The 16,910-nt window shown below is 72.8% G+C and carries 11 protein-coding genes and 1 riboswitch; of the genes, 8 read left to right on the forward strand and 3 right to left on the reverse strand.

Features of this window, described 5'->3' with window-relative positions; translation table 11 throughout:
• Nucleotides 1-3 precede the first annotated feature (3 nt).
• On the reverse strand, nucleotides 4-384 hold the full coding sequence (locus ACH34T_RS09690; protein WP_395991667.1) for a hypothetical protein: 381 nt from the start codon (nucleotides 382-384) through the stop codon (nucleotides 4-6).
• Between the two features lie 50 nt (nucleotides 385-434).
• Nucleotides 435-551: riboswitch (SAM riboswitch) on the forward strand.
• A gap of 40 nt (nucleotides 552-591) precedes the next feature.
• Here ACH34T_RS09690 and ACH34T_RS09695 point away from each other — a divergent pair.
• From ACH34T_RS09695 to ACH34T_RS09710, 4 genes are all read left to right on the forward strand, one after another.
• The gene (locus ACH34T_RS09695) at nucleotides 592-1,929 is read left to right on the forward strand and encodes an aminotransferase class V-fold PLP-dependent enzyme (protein ID WP_395991668.1); all 1,338 of its coding nucleotides are present in this window, start codon (nucleotides 592-594) and stop codon (nucleotides 1,927-1,929) included.
• 101 nt (nucleotides 1,930-2,030) lie between these two features.
• Nucleotides 2,031-5,579 carry an SseB family protein gene (locus ACH34T_RS09700; RefSeq protein WP_395991669.1) on the forward strand — a complete coding sequence of 1,183 codons (3,549 nt, stop codon included), beginning with the start codon at nucleotides 2,031-2,033 and terminating at the stop codon, nucleotides 5,577-5,579.
• Nucleotides 5,576-5,944 carry a hypothetical protein gene (locus ACH34T_RS09705; RefSeq protein ID WP_395991670.1) on the forward strand — a complete coding sequence of 123 codons (369 nt, stop codon included), beginning with the start codon at nucleotides 5,576-5,578 and terminating at the stop codon, nucleotides 5,942-5,944. The genes ACH34T_RS09700 and ACH34T_RS09705 overlap by 4 nt, the downstream gene beginning before the upstream one ends.
• A 109-nt stretch (nucleotides 5,945-6,053) precedes the next feature.
• Nucleotides 6,054-7,088: a hypothetical protein gene (locus ACH34T_RS09710; RefSeq protein ID WP_395991671.1), complete on the forward strand. Its 1,035-nt coding sequence runs from the start codon at nucleotides 6,054-6,056 to the stop codon at nucleotides 7,086-7,088.
• Nucleotides 7,089-7,106: 18 nt separating this feature from the next.
• On the opposite strand, the gene ACH34T_RS09715 is transcribed toward ACH34T_RS09710, so the two are convergent.
• A complete protein-coding gene (locus tag ACH34T_RS09715; RefSeq protein ID WP_395991794.1) occupies nucleotides 7,107-7,922 on the reverse strand; it encodes a TrmH family RNA methyltransferase in 816 nt (271 codons plus the stop codon).
• 764 nt (nucleotides 7,923-8,686) lie between these two features.
• On the opposite strand from ACH34T_RS09715, the gene ACH34T_RS09720 reads away from it, so the two are divergent.
• The 3 genes from ACH34T_RS09720 to ACH34T_RS09730 all read left to right on the forward strand — a co-directional run bounded on the left by ACH34T_RS09720 (nucleotide 8,687) and on the right by ACH34T_RS09730 (nucleotide 14,586).
• On the forward strand, nucleotides 8,687-11,062 hold the full coding sequence (locus tag ACH34T_RS09720) for a substrate-binding domain-containing protein (RefSeq protein ID WP_395991672.1): 2,376 nt from the start codon (nucleotides 8,687-8,689) through the stop codon (nucleotides 11,060-11,062).
• A gap of 342 nt (nucleotides 11,063-11,404) precedes the next feature.
• Nucleotides 11,405-12,904, forward strand: a complete 1,500-nt coding sequence (locus ACH34T_RS09725) for an RNA polymerase sigma factor (protein WP_395991673.1) — start codon at nucleotides 11,405-11,407, stop codon at nucleotides 12,902-12,904.
• Nucleotides 12,905-13,131: 227 nt separating this feature from the next.
• Nucleotides 13,132-14,586: an RNA polymerase sigma factor gene (locus ACH34T_RS09730; protein ID WP_395991674.1), complete on the forward strand. Its 1,455-nt coding sequence runs from the start codon at nucleotides 13,132-13,134 to the stop codon at nucleotides 14,584-14,586.
• A 37-nt stretch (nucleotides 14,587-14,623) separates the two neighbouring features.
• Here ACH34T_RS09730 and ACH34T_RS09735 read toward each other — a convergent pair whose 3' ends face one another.
• The gene (locus ACH34T_RS09735) at nucleotides 14,624-15,754 is read right to left on the reverse strand and encodes a phosphotransferase family protein (RefSeq protein ID WP_395991675.1); all 1,131 of its coding nucleotides are present in this window, start codon (nucleotides 15,752-15,754) and stop codon (nucleotides 14,624-14,626) included.
• Between the two features lie 424 nt (nucleotides 15,755-16,178).
• On the opposite strand from ACH34T_RS09735, the gene ACH34T_RS09740 reads away from it, so the two are divergent.
• Nucleotides 16,179-16,874, forward strand: a complete 696-nt coding sequence (locus ACH34T_RS09740; RefSeq protein ID WP_395991676.1) for a hypothetical protein — start codon at nucleotides 16,179-16,181, stop codon at nucleotides 16,872-16,874.
• The last annotated feature ends 36 nt before the right edge of the window (nucleotides 16,875-16,910 follow it).

Here is a 16,910-nt window from a genome sequence, read left to right on the forward strand (position 1 = left end):
CGGCTACTCGCAGGCCTTGCCGATGCTGGACGGGGTCTGTTCCATCACGGTGTCGAGCTGGGCGACGTCTCCGGTGCCGACGGCCGGGGCGGCGGCGCGGAGCCTGCCCGCCTCGGCCTTGAGCGCCTTCTTCAGGTCGTCGTCGCCGGTCTTCTTCGCGAGCGCCTCCAGGCGTCCGGCGAGCTGTTCGGTCGCCTGCCGCCACCGCGCGGGCTCGGCCGCCGGGACGGTCCGCACCTGGGTGATGTACTGCTGGAACGCCTTCTTGGTGTCGGCGCAGACCTGGCCGGTGTCACCGCCCAGCGCCCCGCAGCCGCCCAGCAGACCGGACGCGCCGAGCGCCACCGCGCCCGCGGCCAGCGTCCGAACCACCCCGTGTCGCATCGCATCCTCCTGCTTGATCCCGCTTCGGCCCCGCATATACTTCCGCATGAGGTCATGAGCGCCAGCGCCAAGCCCCGGCTCGCTGGCCGGCAACCCTTCGTCCGCGATGGGGTGCCCCGGGTGAAGACCTGGCCGGACGCGGCACCGCGTTCCGGCAAGCGCGGATCCCGGTGGACTTCCGGGGTCCTTGACCCGGAAGGTTCCGGCATGCCGACGCTGCTCGCCAGCTCCGCCCCCACCAGCCACGCCACCGACGCCACCCGCACCGCTCCGTCCGCTCGCGCCGCGATCACGACTGCTGTGACGCGCGGTGAGGGGGTCGGGGTTCACCAGGTTCCGCGTGTCATCGGCGCGGACGTCCCGGTCCCGGTGCGGGACGGCCGTCGCGTCCCGTACGCCAACCTCGACTACGCCGCGAGCGCGCCCTGTCTGGAGGCGGTGCACGAGGCGGTCACCCGCGCACTGCCGTACTACAGCAGCGTGCACCGCGGCGCGGGTTACGCGTCGCAGGTCACGACCGGGGCGTACGAGGAGGCGCGGGAGACCGTCCGCTCGTTCGTCGGGGCCTGGCGACGCTCCGCCGTCGTGTTCACCCGCAACACCACCGACGCGATGAACCTGCTCGCGCACGCCGTGCCCGCCGGGACGAGCGTCGTCGTCTTCGAGACCGAGCATCACGCGAGCCTGCTGCCGTGGAAGCGCGCCCTGCGGCTGCCCGCGCCCGCCACCCCCGCCGAGGCCATCGCCGCCGCCGACCGGGCGCTGCGCGAATCCCCCATCGGGTCGCGGCTGCTCGTCGTCACGGCCGCGTCCAACGTCACCGGCGAGCTGTGGCCGATCGAAGAGCTCGCGCAGGTCGCGCACCGGAACGGCGCCCGCATCGCCGTGGACGCGGCGCAGCTCGTCCCGCACGGGCCGATCGACATGACGGCGCTCGGCCTCGACTACGTCGCGTTCTCCGGGCAAAAGCTGTACGCGCCGTTCGGCGCGGGCGTCCTCGCCGGGCGCGCCGACTGGCTCCGCGCCGCCGCGCCCTACCTCAAGGGCGGCGGCGCCAGCGCGTCCGTCGGACGGACGACCAGGTGGGCGGCGTCCGCCGAGCAGCGGCACGAGGCCGGGTCCCCGAACGTGCTGGGCGCCATCGCGCTCGCCGCCGCCTGCGAAACCCTGTCGGACGCGTGGGAACCGGTCGCCGCCCACGAAGAGGCGCTGGTGAGGCGGCTGCGGTCGGGGTTGGCGGCGGTGCCGTCCGTCCGCGAGCTGAGCCTGTGGGGCGACCGGGCGCCGCGCGTCGGGATCGTGTCGTTCGTCGTCGACGGCTGGAACGCGCGGGACGTGGCGCTCACGCTGTCCGAGGAGTACGGCATCGGCGTCCGGGACGGGAAGTTCTGCGCCCACCCCTTCGTCAGTCACCTGCTGGGTGGGAACGACGCGGACTGCGCCTCGGGCCGGGACACCGCCGTCCGCGCGAGCCTCGGCATTGGTACGAGTGAGGAACACGTCGACCGCCTCTGCACCGCCCTCGCCGACCTGACAGCGCGCTGACCAGCGCACACTCCCGCACGGTCGGGCGAAGAGGCTCTTTGGTCCTGTTCGCCCATGTAGCGTAGACAGTCGCGCGGGGACGAGCACGGAAGAAACAGGGGGTGGCGACCGTGGCCGACGCGTGGCGACCCACGTCGGATCTGGAGCACCGACTGGAGGAGACCGTACGGGCCGGAGACCAGGAGAGCTACTTCCGCCTCCTCGCGGACAGCGAGCTCGTCGTCCCCGTCCCGCCGGACGTCGTGGACGGCGTGCTCGCCAACGAGACGCAGCCGTCCTGGCCGACCCAGGAGGAGGACGGCCGGGTCCACGTGCTGGTCTACACGTCGGCGGCGGCGATGCGCGCCTGCCTCGGCCAGACCTACCAGCACTTCATGACGGTCAGGTTCGGCGACATCGCCGAGACGTGGCCCGACGACCGCTGGTGGCTCGCCGTCGACGTCCCGGCCCGCGGCGTCGGGGCCGCGCTGCCGATCGAGTCGCGGCTGCCGTCCTGGTTCGTCCGGCAGGTCGCCGGGGGCGACGGGCGCCCGCCGCAGGTCGGCCGCGCGGCCGCGCCCTGGGAGGAGCTCCGCGACCAGCACCGCGACCTGCCCCGCGAATCGTCGTCGTCCCGGACGGAGTTCCAGCCCGCCAACGACGTGGAACGCGAACTGCTCCGCGCCGCGGCCAACAACGACCACGACCTCTTCCTGCAGACCCTCGCCGCCACGGACGTGCTGCTGCCCGTCCCGGACGACACCGACTACACGCTGCGTCCTGGACGTCCCGGTTTCCCCTGGCAGACCCGGGAGGTGGACGGCTCCACCGTCGTGCCCGTCTTCACGTCCCCGGAACGCCTCATCGAGGCCGCCCACGCCGCCGGGACCGGCACCGAGTACATCAAGCTGCCGTTCACCGTCGCGCTGCGCTACTGGCCCGACCACGACTGGCTGCTCGCCATCAACTCCGGCTCCCCCGCCGGAGGCACCGTCCTCGCCCAGCAGCTCCCCGGCCTCGCCACCTGGGCCGACCAGCGCGCCGCGCAGCGCATGACGGACGGCTTCGACCCGCAGAACGACATCGAGCAGCGCCTCTTCGACACCGCCCGCCGCCGCGACACCGACACCTTCTTCTCGATCCTGCTCGGCGCGCAGGTCCTCGTCCCGGCAGAGCCCGACACCCCGTGGGGCATCGACCCGGGCGACCCCGGGTTCCCGTGGCGGCCCGTGCCCGTCCACGGCCGCACCTCCATCCAGATCTTCACGTCGCTGAAGTGGATGAACGAGGCCATCGGCTCGTCCCGGTTCGTCATGCCGAGCCTGAACGACATGGTCGCCGCCTGGCCGGACAATGGCTGGACGCTCGTCCTCAACCCCGGCACGCCCATCGACGCGACCATGCCCGGCGACCAGGTCCGCTCGCTGCGCGGCCCGGACACCGCGGCGACGCCTCCGTCCGCGTCCACACCTCCGCCGCCGGAGACCCCTGCCGTGCCGGTGGCGCCCGCCGTCCCTGCCGAGCCCGACGCACCGGCCGCGCAGGGCCCGGGCGTCGGCGTCCCAGGCGATGCGGGGCCGGACCGTCCACGCGGCCGCCACGCCGGCCCACCCGAACCCCTCGATGAGCCCGCACAGCCCAACACCCCCGCGATCCCTAGCACCCCCGCACAACCCAACGTCCCTGCGCAGCCCGCCACCCCCGCGCAACCCGCCGCACCGGCGATGCCCGGCGCAGGGACTGGCGAGACCGGACGCGACCCCGCCGTGTCCACGACGCCCGCCGCATCAGCAGGCCCGGCCGATGAGACGGCATCCACCGCCCCGAGCGATCCGGCTGCGCCCAGCGATCCCGGTGCGCCTGGCGACCTGAGCGCGTCCGGTGTTCCGGGTGCGTCCGGGTTCCCGGGTATGTCCGTTGAGCCGAGCGGGCTCGGGGAGCCCGGCCCGAACATGCCGGCTGTGCCTGCCGCAGACCATGGTCCCGCCGCATCTGGTGCGGCCCCTCAGCCTGGCGAAACCGGGCGGGACGCTCCGGACGCGAGGCGGGACGAAGACGCCCGAACCGGACGGGAAGGCCCGGCCAAGTCCGACATTTCCGCCGCGCTTGGGGCGGGCGCGCAGGAAGGTCCGGGCTCGTCCGGCATGCCGGGCGGCGGGACGGACGAAGCGGCAGAGAGCCCCACAGGCCCGTCCCCGCTGCCGGACATGAGCGGAACGCCGGGCGGCAGGCACGCCGCCGGCTCGCCGCCGCCAGCCGACCCCAGGGATGCGCAAAACGTACCCCCGGCGCCGACGCCGCCGGGCGACCAAGAGCAGGCCAAGTTCACCGGCGACGCGCGGAACGGCCTGCCACAGCCCCGCGAGGAGCCGGACGTCGGCGCTTCCGAAGGATTCGGCGGCCCCTTCGGAGTCGTGCAGGAGCCGGGGGTCGCGGCCGCCGAGCGTGCGGGAGCGTCCGGCGAACCGGGGTTCGCGCGTGAAGCCGCGCACGGCGGTGCGGACGCGTCCGATCCGGCAGGGCCGAGCGGCCGCGCCGACGCGAGCGAGGACGGCGGGCACCCCGGTACCGGGCACCCCGGCACCGGACGGCCCGAGGCCGCCGAGCCGGGCGGACGGCCGTTGCGGGCGGTCCGGGAGCCCGAGGCCGCCGCGTTCGAGGCCGGGAACCGGATCGACCAGGAGTTGTACGAGTCGGCGTCGACCGGCGATTCCGGCGCGTTCCTGCGGGTCCTGCTGAACGCGAACGTGCTGGTCCCGATCCCGGACGACGCGCCGCTCGAAGTGACGCCGACGCAGCGCGAGTTCCGCTGGGACGCGGCGCTGCGCACCGAGTCGTCGGTGCAGGTGTTCACGTCGCTGGTGCGGCTTCGTGAAGTACTGCTGAAGTCGCGGTTCGTGTACGCCGACTTCCGGGAGCTGATCGGCGCGTGGCCCCGGGACGACTGGGCGATGCTGCTCAACCCGGGCACGCACATCGGCGCGTCCCTGCGCGGCGACCAGGTGCGGGAGCTCAGCGAGTGGGCGGCGCGGGTCGGGCTCGTCCCGGCGCGGCCCGAGGTCCCGCCCGTCCAGCGGACGCTCCCGCCGCCGCGGCGCGAACCGGCGCCGCAGCAGCCGGCGCCCGACCTCGACGACCGCGGCGCTTCCCCGGCCATCATGCAGAAGGTCGTGCCGCACGGCCATGTCGCCTGGTACCTGGAACAGGGCTACGACAGGGTCGGCGGCTTCGTGCATCTGACGAACGACGTGGCGGAGTTGCAGGCGCCCGTCCAGCTGTACGAGGCGCTGGGTCTCCTGTACGAGGGTTCGTCGTTCTCGCCCGGCGACGAGGGCGTGTACGTGATCCGGTGGCCCGCCTACTGTCCCGGCCTGTACCGGATCCCGTTCGGCGGACGGGACGAGGAGGAGCTGGCCGCCTGGGGCGACGCCGGATGGGTGATCGAACGTCCGCCGTTCCTCGGCGGCGGTTTCGCGCCGGGCAGCGCCGGTTCCATCCGCGAGTACAAGGTGGACAGCGTCCGGCTGCCGTTCGGGGCGGAGATGTACTACCTGGGCGTCGACCGGTCCGAGCGGTTCGTGGCCATGTACGACCCCGACCGGCTCGCCTGGCTCCGCCCGGACGCGTCCGCCGACGCCTCGGGCGGAGGACGGACGGAGGCCGCGCAGTGATCCGCGACGGGTACGTCGCGCGCTGGCTGGGCCGCGACTTCGAGGCCGCGCCCGGCGCCGACGGCGAGATCCGGCTGTACGCGCCCGCGCCGACGGACGGTTTCGAGGAGCTGCGCCCCGGACGGTACCGCCGCGTCGTCCCCGCGTCCGAGATCGAGGATCTCCGCTACGTCCGGACCACCTGCCGCTGGCGCGGTGAACGCTTCGTCGTCGTCGGCGAGCACGAGACTTGGCTGCGGGTCGAATATTCAGGGGGACGCGCCCCGGTCGCTGAAAGTCTCGGGCTGGACCGCATCGACCAGGGGATCTGGCAGACATGGGCCCCGAAAACAGAAGTCGAAGATGTTCGTGAAGAGTTCACATGATTCTGGATGGGGTTGATTTGACCCTTAGATCCGTGTTCGCATGTGTCCCGAGGCGAACCCTCGCGATGACACATGCGCTCAACGGCGACGCAACGGAGGTGCTGCGGCAGTGATCTGCCGATCAGCGGTCATACCCGCCTTCATCGGTCTCGGCGCCGCGGCCGTACTGGCCGCCGGTGGTGCGACCGCCATCGCCGGGACCGACTCGCCGTCCCCCACCCCGTCAGGCTCCGGGACCGGTACGGGGACGTCGGCGCCGGTGGTCGGCGCGCTCAAGATGACCGTCACCCCTGCCGTACACAAGTCGGTGCTGGTGGGCACGGAAGCCAAGTTCCGCGTGCGCATCGAAGCCGACGGCGGAATCCTGAAGGGCGTCAAGGTGACGGACATCGCGGCCAGCCCGACCACCGCCAAGGCGGCGATCACCGGCGAATGCAAGGAGCCGTTCACCGGCCAGGGCTGCGCCCTCAAGGATCTCGACAGCGCCGGTGAGACCAAGTTCGACGAGATCGACTTCGGCGTCAGCGTCCCCAGGTCCACCAAGAAGGCGGTCACGCTGACGATCACGGTCACCGTGAGCGCGACCGATGTGGAGAAGAAGGCCGCGCCGCCCGCCAAGGTCACCTTCACCGTGCCCAAGCCGACGAAGGATCCGAAGCCTTCGGCCACGCCGTCCAAGAGCGGCGGTTCCGGCGGTTCGGGGAGCACTTCCAGTGGTTCGGGCGGCTCCGGCGGTTCTGGCGGGTCCGGGTCCGGGTCCGGTGGGTCCGGCAGTGGCGGTTCGTCCGGGACCGGGACGACGGGCGGTGTCATTCCGCCCGCGCCGAACTCGTCGTTCGATCCGCGGAACCCGCAGGTGGCGCTGCCGCCGATCACGAGCCCGAACGCGCCGAACCCGTCGGTGGCGCCCGGGCAGATCTCGTCGCCGCAGAGCCGCCTGCAGGGGAACAAGGCGCCCGTCGCGCAGGACCTCACGTTCGAGCGGATGGCGAGCACGCAGATCGCGTGGCTGGCCGCGCTGATGGTGGCGTTCTCGCTGCTGCTGACGCAGGCGCGGCTGGGCCGCAAGCGCCTGTCGGCCGGGGCCGCGAAGCGGGCGAAGGGCACGCACCGGCGTCCCCGCCACGGCTCGTTCGGCAAGTGATCAGCGTTCGGCAAGTGATCAGCGGGTGAGGCCGTAGCAGGCGATCGCGGCGGCGGCCACGACGTTCAGCGAGTCGACGCCGCGCGCGAGGGCGTGCTCGCTCATCGGGATGCGGACGCGGTGGTCGGCCTCGTTCAGCCAGCGGGACGACAGCCCGTCCCCTTCGGAACCCAGCAGCAGCGCCCGGCGGCCGGTGGCCGTCCGTAGGTCGTCGATCGGGACGGCGTCGGGCGCGGGCGTCAGGGCCAGAAGCTGGAAGCCGTGTCCGCGCAGCGTCGAAAGGCCGTTGTGCCAGTCGGTCATGCGGGCGTAAGGCAGCGCGAACACCGCGCCCATGGAGACCTTGACCGAACGTCGGTAAAGCGGGTCGGCACAGCGCGGCGCCAGGACGGCGGCGTCGACGCCGAGGGCGGCCGCGCACCGGAAGATGGCCCCGATGTTGGTGTGGTCGACGATGTCCTCGCAGACGATGACGCGGCGTGCGCCGGTGAGGACGGCGTCCACGGTGGGCAGCGGGAGCCGTTCCAGCGACGCCAGGGCGCCGCGGTGGACCTGGAAGCCGGCGACCGACTCCATGGTCGCGTCGTCGGCGACGTAGACGGGGGCGTCCAGGCCGTCGAGGACGTCGGCGAGCGGCTCGAACCAGCGGCGGGCCATCAGCAGGGAGCGGACGGGGTGGCCCGCGGCGACCGCTCGGCGGATCACCTTCTCGCCTTCGGCGACGAACAGGCCGTGCTCGGCCTCCAGGCTCTTGCGGAGGTTCACGTCGCGGAGCCGCACGTAGTCGGCGAGGCGCGGGTCCGCGGGGTCGGAGACGGGAACCAGGCTGGCCATCCCCCAAGTCTCCCGCAGAGCGTCAGGGGGCGTGGACGCGGCGTCGACCGCGCCATGGGCGGCGTCCGGCGCGTCCATTTCCGCGGACCGTCCGACTTCGGCGGTCAAGAACGTTATTCGGTCGCCGGGAACGGTCTCCGTCTTCTGTCAGAAGCGGTAAGGCGATGACCTTGACATTCACCGTTCCGGGGCGGGCACTGGGGACGGCACAACGGCGTCGGCCCATCGGAGAAGTGCGGTATGCGGCGAATGCACTGCGTAATCGAACGCCTTTGTGCGGGCCGGGGCTTCGTGAGCCGGGACGGACGAGCAGCCTCAAGGCATCCGATGCCGGATGCCGGATGGCGGAAGCCGGGGCTGGCCGGAGCACCGCCACAGGTTCATCGACGCACGCACGCCGACCCCCGGAGTGAAATACGCCACGCGGTGGAGCGAGGGGCGCGGGTCCCGTTCGAGTCGCGAAGGCGCTCCGTCGAGGTGACCGTCCGGCGCCGGACGCACAGGAGCCGCGCGACACGACGGGGGACGGCGCGAGGCCGGATCTGGCCGGACGGCAGGGGCCCACGCGCCGCGCGGACGGCGGATCCTGAGTCGAGCGTGGCGCTGCGCTCGCAGGGTGTGACGGCCCTGAGCGGTTCCCACATCGGTGAGACATACGCTCATGACCTGCGTCATTATCACTTTTGAGTTCTTTGTAACCTCTAGTTCGTACTACTACAGTGCCGTGGAACATCGGTGGGTTTCTGGTGAATCGAGGGCAGGGCATGAGCGGACGTCATCGCAATGACTTCCCCGAGGGAGCGAGCGAGGGCGGGTACGACCCGTCCACGCCCGTCTTCGGCCCGGCCAACGACGGGTCCTCCGACTGGTTCGGGACGCGGGACAGCCAAGGCCAGCCGGTCGCCCAGCCGCCCGCGGGCCCGCAGGGAACCCCGCCAGGAGCCCCGCCAGGAACTCCGTCCGGTCCGCCGCCCGGAACGCCAGCGTCGTCGGGCGAGACGCCGGAGTGGTTCACGCCACGGCAGTCGCGCGAGGAGCCCGTGTACGGGTCCGGCGGATACGGGACCGGAGGCGGCGGCGGTTACGGGTTCGACGAGACCGTCGCCGAGAGCCGGCAGGGCCCGCCGCCCGAGGGCTCCTCCCCGCTCGCCGGGACCGGATACAGCGACTACGACTCCATCCGCAGCTCCGACGGCGGGCAGGCGGGGTTCTTCGGCGCCGCGTCCGGCGGAGCGGGTGACTCCGGCGGTTACGGCGGCGGTCCGGGCGGGCCCGGCGGTGGCGGCGGGCCCGGCGGTGGCGGCGGTTACGGCGGCGGGTCCGGTGACTACGGCGGGTCCGGCGACTATGGCGGGTCGGGGGGCTACGGCGGCGGATCGGGCGGCTACGACTCCGGGCGGCGCAAGCGCAAGCGGAGCGCGACCGCGCTGATCGGGCCGATGGCGGGTGCCGTCGGTCTGGCGCTGCTGCTGGGCGTCGGCGTGTACGCGTTCGCCGAGAGCGGCGGCGGCTGCTCGGGCGACGACGCGATGAACCTGACGGTCGCGGCGGCGCCCGACATCGCGCCGGTCGTGGAGAAGGCCGCCGGACGCTTCAACGACTCCAAGCAGAAGGCCGGCGGCAAGTGCGTCAAGGCCACCGTGAAGAAGACCGAGCCGGCGACGGTGTCGACGCTGCTGTCCGGGCAGGGCGTGGCGAACCCGTCCAACGAGCGTCCGGACGTGTGGATCCCCGACTCGTCGCTGTGGCTGTCGCTGGCGCAGGCGGGCGGCGGCGCGGGCGGCGGTAAGGGCGGTGCCGTGTCGTCCAAGACGTCCGTGGCGACGAGCCCGATCGTCGTCGGGCTGCCGCAGTCGCTCGCGCAGCAGCTCAAGCAGCAGGGCATCACCGCGAGCCCGTCCTGGGACAACCTGCTCAAGGCGGCGGGCGGCGTCGCGGGCGGCGCGGTGACCAAGAACCAGATGATCCCGGCGGGCTCGGTGCGGCTGGTCGTGCCCGACCCGATGCGGAACGCGGCGGGCATGGGCTCGCTGATGATCACCAGCACACTGCTGGCCAACGACCCGAACCGGGACTCGATCTTCACCGGCATCGTCCGCACCGTCAGGGAGAGCATCGTCCCGACCGTGCCCGCGGAGTTCAAGCACTTCCGCAAGGGCCGCACCGGCAAGCAGCCGATCTCGCTGTCGTCCGAGCAGGCGCTGTGGAAGCACAACCAGGCCGGGCCGGAGGAGCCCGCGGTCGCGCTGTACCCGCTCGAAGGCACGCTGTCGATGGACTACCCGTTCACCGTCACCAGCGAGGACGACGGCAGGCGCGAGGGCGCCCGCCTGCTGGAGAAGGCGATGAGCACCGAGGCGACGCGCAGCGACGTCCACGCGCTGGGGTTCCGCACGCCGGACGGCAAGGCGCCGAACGGCTTCGACGCCAAGGCCGGCGTCAGCCCGGCCAGGCCGCGCCAGCTGCCCGCCCCGAAGAGCGCCGACGTCGCGAAGATCATGCAGGCGTGGTCGAAGCTGACGCTCGGGCTGCGCATGCTCACGCTGATCGACGTGTCCGGCTCGATGGCCGAGCAGGTCGGGCCCAACGTCAACCGGCTGCAGGCCATCGCGCAGGTGTCGCAGGGCGGGCTGAGCATGATGTCGGACGACACCGAACTCGGCCAGTGGCTGTTCTCGACGAAGATGAACGGCGACAGCCCGTACCGGGAGATGATCTCGATCGGCCCGCTCAACGAGCGGATCGGGTCGAACACGCGGCGCGGGCTCTTCCTGTCCACGCTCCAGCAGATGAAGCCGAAGCCGGACGGCGACACCGGCCTCTTCCGGACGATGCTCGCCGCCTACCAGGCGATGAACAAGTCGTACAAACCGGAGTTCGGCAACTCCATCCTGCTGCTGACGGACGGGAAGAACGACGACCCGGGCGGCCCCTCGCTGCAGCAGACCCTGAAGCAGCTCAAGGAAATGCAGGACCCGAACAAGCCGATCCAGGTCAACATGATCGGATTCGGCAAGGGCGTGGACCGGAACGAGCTGGAGCAGATCGCCCAGGCGACGGACGGCAGCGTCCAGATCGCGATGACGCCGCAGGAGATCAAGAAGATCTTTCTGCAGATGCTGTCCCGCCGCATTCAATGACCCCCATCCGGTGATCATCTGATTGCGCCAGGTAGTTCCGGATTTTTCCCTCGATCCGTGTCAACCGGGCGCGGGCGTCGATCGTCAATTTAGGTGGAGGCCCGACGGGGAGCGGGGCCGTCGGGCCTCCGACCCGCTTTCCCCTCTGGCCCGAGTCCAGGGAGAGTGAGCCGCCCTCATTCCGGGCGGCCGGCGGGGGCGGCACCCCCGGCCACCGGTTGAGACGGCTCCCAGGCCGCCGGCCGGAAGACCGACCGGGAGAGCGCGTTCGCCCCCAGCGGATCTTCAAACCCGTCCCTGATGATGCGGACGAGGATTCTGACTCAGCCCCGGGAGGACCTTGTGTCCGGATGGCCCACTCTCGACCGCGCCGACGACGAGCGCCTGGCGCGGTCGCTGGCCGCAGGCGATCCAAGCGCCCTCATCCAGGTCATGGATCGTTACGCGGCACGCCTGTACGACTACTGTCACGCTCTGCTGCGCGACCAGGAACAGGCGGCCGGCGCGCTGCACGACGCCCTCATCGCCGCCTACGCGCACGTTCCCCTCCTCCGCGAGCCGGACCGGTTCCGCGGCTGGCTGTACGCGCTCGTCCGCAACGAGTGCATGCGGCGGCTCGGCGACCCGAACCGTCCCGCCGAGCGCCACGAGGCGCCCGAGGTCGAAGAGGGCTTCCTGGACGACGTCGAGCTGGCGCAGCGGCAGGACGCCCGCCAGTTCGTCCACGGCGCCCTGTCCGGGCTGCGCGGACGCGAACGCGAGGCGCTCGACCTCATGCTCCGGCACGGCCTGGACGTCGTGGAGATCGGCGGCGCCCTCGGCATCGACGCGGAGGCCGCCACGGACCTGACCGGCGAGGCCCGTGTCCGCCTTGAGGACGCCCTCGCCGCCGCGGCCATCGCGCGCGACGGACGCGACTGCCCCAGCGTCGCCGCGCTCGCCGACGACGGCGGATGGCCGCTGCCGCCGCCGACCGTCCGCAAGCTCGTCCACCACATCGACACGTGCCCGGCGTGCATCGCGCGGCGCGACCGCACGATATCGGCGGCGCGGTTCCTGCAGGTGCTGCCCGTCGCGATGATGCCGACCGACCTGCGCGGCCTGGTCATGGCCACCGCCACGGACCCGGCGCTCGCCCCCGACCTCGCCGCGATCGCGCACCGGGCCGAACCGTTCGACGCCTGGGGCTGGCCCGTCAGCATCGACCGCGCGGCCCCGCCCCCTGCGTCGAAACGGAACGGCCCGCGCGCGCTCTGGCCGGTGCTCGCCGCCGTCACCGCCGTGGTGGTGATCGTGGTGGGCGCCTACTTCGTCATGTCCGACTCACCCGGCAAAGGGACGAGCGCACAGGGCTCACCGCCCGGACCGTCGGCGTCCGCCCCCGATTCGAGCCTGCCGTCCGAATCCGAGGAACCGTCAGAGTCCCCGACGCCCACCGAAAGCGAAACCCCCACTCCCACCCCCACCAGCGCCACTCCCACGCCGACCCGCACACGCCGCACACCCACGCCCACGCCCACCCGCACGAGGCCCAGGACCGGACGGCTCACGGTGGGCGGCGCCCAGTGCGGCGTCCTCGGCCCTGGCGACAGCTGCACGATCCCGGTCAGCGCGTCCGGCGGGACGGTCAGATGGTCGGCGTCCGCAGGATCTCCGCTCACCGGTGGCGGCGGCGGCACGCTCCCGAACGGCCGGTCGAGCAGCGCGACGGTCAGCCTCTCCTGCGAAGGGCGCGAGGCCGGCTCGGGCTCCGCGGCCGTGTCCTTCTCCCCCGGCGGCCAGTCCCGGTCCGTCTCCTGGCAGTGCCCGGGCGACGGGGGCGGCGACCGGAGTGGCGGCTGAGGCCGCTGAGCTAAACGTGACCTAGATCACATTTTGTGGCCGGAGGGGCCTGCTCACTAGGCGAGACGGCCACGGCGTGTACCGCTTCGGTCACTGATATCCGCTCATAGTGGAGAAATCTCAGCAACTTGGTGGCAAGATCAGGCAACCAAGAGTGGGCCGACGGGGTGTCGGCGCTCACGGGGGCTCGATCAAGAACACACCGAATTCGACTGGGAGGGTTCCCTGTGGCCGGTGAGCCAGGGCCCGGGCGGGACGACGACCTCAGGCTCGCGAACTCGCTGCGAGCCGGGGACGTCATCGCGCTGACCGAGGTCTACGACACCTACGCGCCGTTCCTCTACGACTACTGCCATGGGCTGCTCCGCGACCGTGTCGAGGCGGCCGGCGCGCTGCGCAACGTCGTCATCGCCGCCCGCGAGCACATCGACCGGCTCACCGAGCCGGACCGGCTGCGCGGCTGGCTGTACGCGATCGCCCGCAAGGAGTGCATGCGCCGCCGCGACAGCCCGAACCGGCACACCGGGCAGGAGGCGCCGGAGGCCGACGACGACCTGACGGACGATCAGCTCGCCAGGCGCGAGGAGCGCCGCCTGCTCGCGCACAGCGCGCTCGCCGCGCTCAACGGGCGGCAGCGCGAGGCGATCGACCTGTCGGTCCGGCACGAGCTGGACGAGGTCGACCTGTCCGGCATCTTCGGCATGCCGCTGGAGGAGACGCTCGCGCTCGTGGAGAAGGCCCGCGAGGACCTCGCCGCCGCGCTGCACGCGTCCCTCATCGCGCAGAACCACTGGAAGGACTGCCCGAGCGTCGCTGCGCTGACCGAGTCGTGGCCGCTGTCCCCGCAGACGTCCGCCGCGCTCGTCCGGCATGTGGAGAACTGCCCGGTGTGCGGGGAGCGGGAGACCCCGCCGCTGCCGCCGGACCGGCTGCTGTCCGTCCTGCCGATCGCGGCGATCCCCGCCGAGCTGCGGCTGGACGTGCTGACCGCCGCGACCGCCGAGGACCGCGCCGGAAACCGCCGCGCCATCGCCGCGTGGACGGAGCCGTTCGACGAGTACGGCTGGCCGCTCCCCTACGAGCCGTCGCCCGCCCGCGCCCGCGACCGCGCTCCACGCCGCCGCGCGCCCTTGATCGCGGCGGTCGCCGTGGCGATCGGCGCCGTCGTGCTGTTCGTCGGCGCGATGTCGTGGCTCGGCGGCGGCGACGGGTCGAACGCGGCGTCGAACGACCCGGTGCCGGGCGGCGGATCGAGTTCGGGCGGCGACCCGTCGTCGTCCGGCCCGGCCCCGACGGACACGTCGGCGTCTCCGACCGAGTCGACGTCGCCGTCGAAGTCCCCGTCCAAGACGCCGTCGAAGACCCCGACGACCAAGTCGCCTCCTCCCCCGGACACCGACGACCCCAAGCCCCCGAAGCCGGGAAGCCTCCGGGTGTCGGGGTGCGAGATGGGCAGAGGCGACTCCTGCGTGATCACGATCACCGCCGTCGGCGGGCCGGTGAACTGGCGCGTGACCGGCACGTCCGGGCCCATCCGGGCGGGCGGCGCCGGGCACCTCAACGCGGGTCAGAGCGGCGGCATCCGGGTGTCGCGCGACGAGCCGACCATCTGCCTCGGCGGCCAGAGCGGGTCCGTCACGGTCTCGCCCGGCGGTTCCGCGTCGGCGTCCTACTTCTGCTGACGCCGGACCCGTCGCCGGACGCCGAACCCCGGAGCCGTCAGAGGGTGCCGGTGTCGAGGGTGCGGTGCGCGCGGCGGAGCAGGAGCGGGACGCCGTCGCCGATCTGGTCGAAGCCCTCGCCGACCGTCGCCTTCTGCAGGTAGCGGGCGTGGATGCCCGCCAGGATGACGGCGAGCTTGAAGCACGCGAACGCGACGTAGAAGTCGAGGTCGCCGAGGTCGGACCCGGTCAGCTCCGCGTACCGGTCGGTGAACTCCCGGCGGGTGAAGAAGCCGGGCGCCGAGGTGATCGTGGCGCCGACGGGGAGCCGCTCGGCGTCGCCCGGCTCCGCCCAGTAGACGAGCGTCAGCCCGAGGTCGGACAGCGGGTCGCCGAGCGTCGACATCTCCCAGTCGACCACGGCGGCGATCTCGGGACGCGGTTCCAGCCGGGCGAGGACGTTGTCGAGCCGGAAGTCCCCATGGACGAGCCGCGCCCGTCCCTCCTGCGAGGACGACCCCCCGGGACGGCCCGGGGCGTCCGCGGGCGTCCGCTCGGCCAGCCGCTCGACGAGCCGGTCGTATTCGGGCAGGTCGCGGACGTGGCCGGCGGCGCGGATGGCCTCCTGCGAGCCGTCCCACTGCCTTCTCCAGCGGTCGAGCTGGCGCCGCATGTAGCCGCTCGGCCGGCCGAAGTCGTCCAGGCCGGCGGCCGTCACGTCGACGGTGTGGATCGCCGCGAGGGCCTCCGCGAGCGCCTCGCTGAGGCCGCGGGCCTGGTCCGGGGTGAGGTCGGCGGCGTCCTCGCGGGTGCGCAGGACGCGGCCCTCGACGTGGTCCATGAGGTAGAAGCGGGCGCCGATGACGTCCTCGTCGGCGCAGAACGCCAGCGTCCGCGGCACGGGCACCGCCGTCGCGTCGCCGAGCGCGGTCAGCACCCGGTGTTCGCGTCCCATGTCGTGGGCCGTCGGCTGGACGTGCCCCAGCGGCGGCCTGCGCAGCACGACGCGGCCGCCGCCGTCCAGAGTGATCGCGTAGGTGAGGTTGGAGCGCCCGCCCGCGATCAGGTCGATCGCGCGGATGCGTCCCGATCCGGGCAGCTCACGGGCCAGCCAGTCCGCGAGCCGCGGGACGTCGATCCCGGGGACCCCGGACGGGGGCTCCGCGGGCGGCTCTGCGTCAACGGTCATGACTTCCTATTAGAACGCTGCTCGGTGCGGGATGCGAACCGGGGCCCGCCCCCTGCGGTCCGTAACCTTCCGGCCACTTCCGGCCGACTTGCAGGAAGGCTTCACCTGGCCTCCAGAGTTCGCTCTGACCTGCGGAAACGTGGCGGCGGCCACTATCGGCCGGGCGATTTGCAGAGAGTCTCAAAGGAAAAAAGGGACGCCAGGTGGATTCGGCGGACACGCGGGGTACGCATCTGCGACGACACCCGAGCAGAGTGGTCTCTACCCGGCGCGGAGGTCAATAGCCGTCATATCCGGCCCATGGCGGCGGGCTGGACTACCGAAGTCCCGCCGGGCGCACGCACAGGACTAGACCATTCGGGGCTAGACCGCCCGATTGGGGGGACGCACCGTGGCAGACGCATGGCTGCCGGGAGCCGGCCGCATGCCGGCGCGACAGGACGGCGGAGCTTTGCGAGGAGGTGCTCCCCGGGTCGTGTGGTGCGCCGGCGACCATGATCCGCGCACGGTGTCCGCCCGCTCGGTGGCCGCCGACCTGATCAAGGAGGATCGCCCGGCGCACCTGGTCTGGCATCCCGGCACCGGCGAGATCGTCCAGCTCCTGCCCGCCACCCGCGCCGCCCGGCTGCTCGGCGGGCGCGTCGGCCGCGAGGGGCGCGTCTGCCTGCAGATCATGGTGGTCGGCCAGTCCCGGGCCCCGTTCACCGGGGCGCTGCTCACCGGCCTCGACGCGATCGTCCAGTGGCTGGACGCGTGGGGCGTCGCGCGTCGCTGGCCCGCCGGACCCCCGCTGCCGTCGCCGCAGTCCTACCACGCGCACCGCAGCCGCAAGGACTGGGCCCGCGGCGGGCACTACGGGGCGTCGCAGGTCCCGCTCGTGGACCGGCCCGACCCGGGCGGCATCGACATCCGCCGCGTCACCGGACCCGACACCCCGGTCGCGCCCATCCCGAAGCCCCGCGCGCCCCTGCCGGACGCCGCGCCCGCCCCGCGCCTCATGCCGCGGAGCCCGCGCACGTCCGAGCCCGTCCGCCCGCCGCAGAACGACCCGCAGCCCCCCGGACGGTTGCCCCCTGCCGCCGAACCCGTACCGGTCGCCCAGTCGGCCATGTCCAACTGACCGCCCGGCCGCCCTGCCCGCAGCACCCGGCGCCTC

Origin of the sequence: Actinomadura sp. 9N215 (assembly GCF_044326345.1) — a bacterium.
Lineage (GTDB): Bacteria > Actinomycetota > Actinomycetes > Streptosporangiales > Streptosporangiaceae > Spirillospora.

What these genes read in the sequence shown, in the direction of transcription:
- ACH34T_RS09715 (WP_395991794.1), bottom strand. Translation starts at nt 7,922, where the DNA reads ATGGCCAGCCTGGTTCCCGTCTCCGACCCCGCGGACCCGCGCCTCGCC.
- ACH34T_RS09740 (WP_395991676.1), top strand. Translation starts at nt 16,179, where the DNA reads ATGCCGGCGCGACAGGACGGCGGAGCTTTGCGAGGAGGTGCTCCCCGG.
- ACH34T_RS09695 (WP_395991668.1), top strand. Translation starts at nt 592, where the DNA reads ATGCCGACGCTGCTCGCCAGCTCCGCCCCCACCAGCCACGCCACCGAC.
- ACH34T_RS09735 (WP_395991675.1), bottom strand. Translation starts at nt 15,754, where the DNA reads ATGACCGTTGACGCAGAGCCGCCCGCGGAGCCCCCGTCCGGGGTCCCC.
- ACH34T_RS09690 (WP_395991667.1), bottom strand. Translation starts at nt 384, where the DNA reads ATGCGACACGGGGTGGTTCGGACGCTGGCCGCGGGCGCGGTGGCGCTC.
- ACH34T_RS09720 (WP_395991672.1), top strand. Translation starts at nt 8,687, where the DNA reads ATGAGCGGACGTCATCGCAATGACTTCCCCGAGGGAGCGAGCGAGGGC.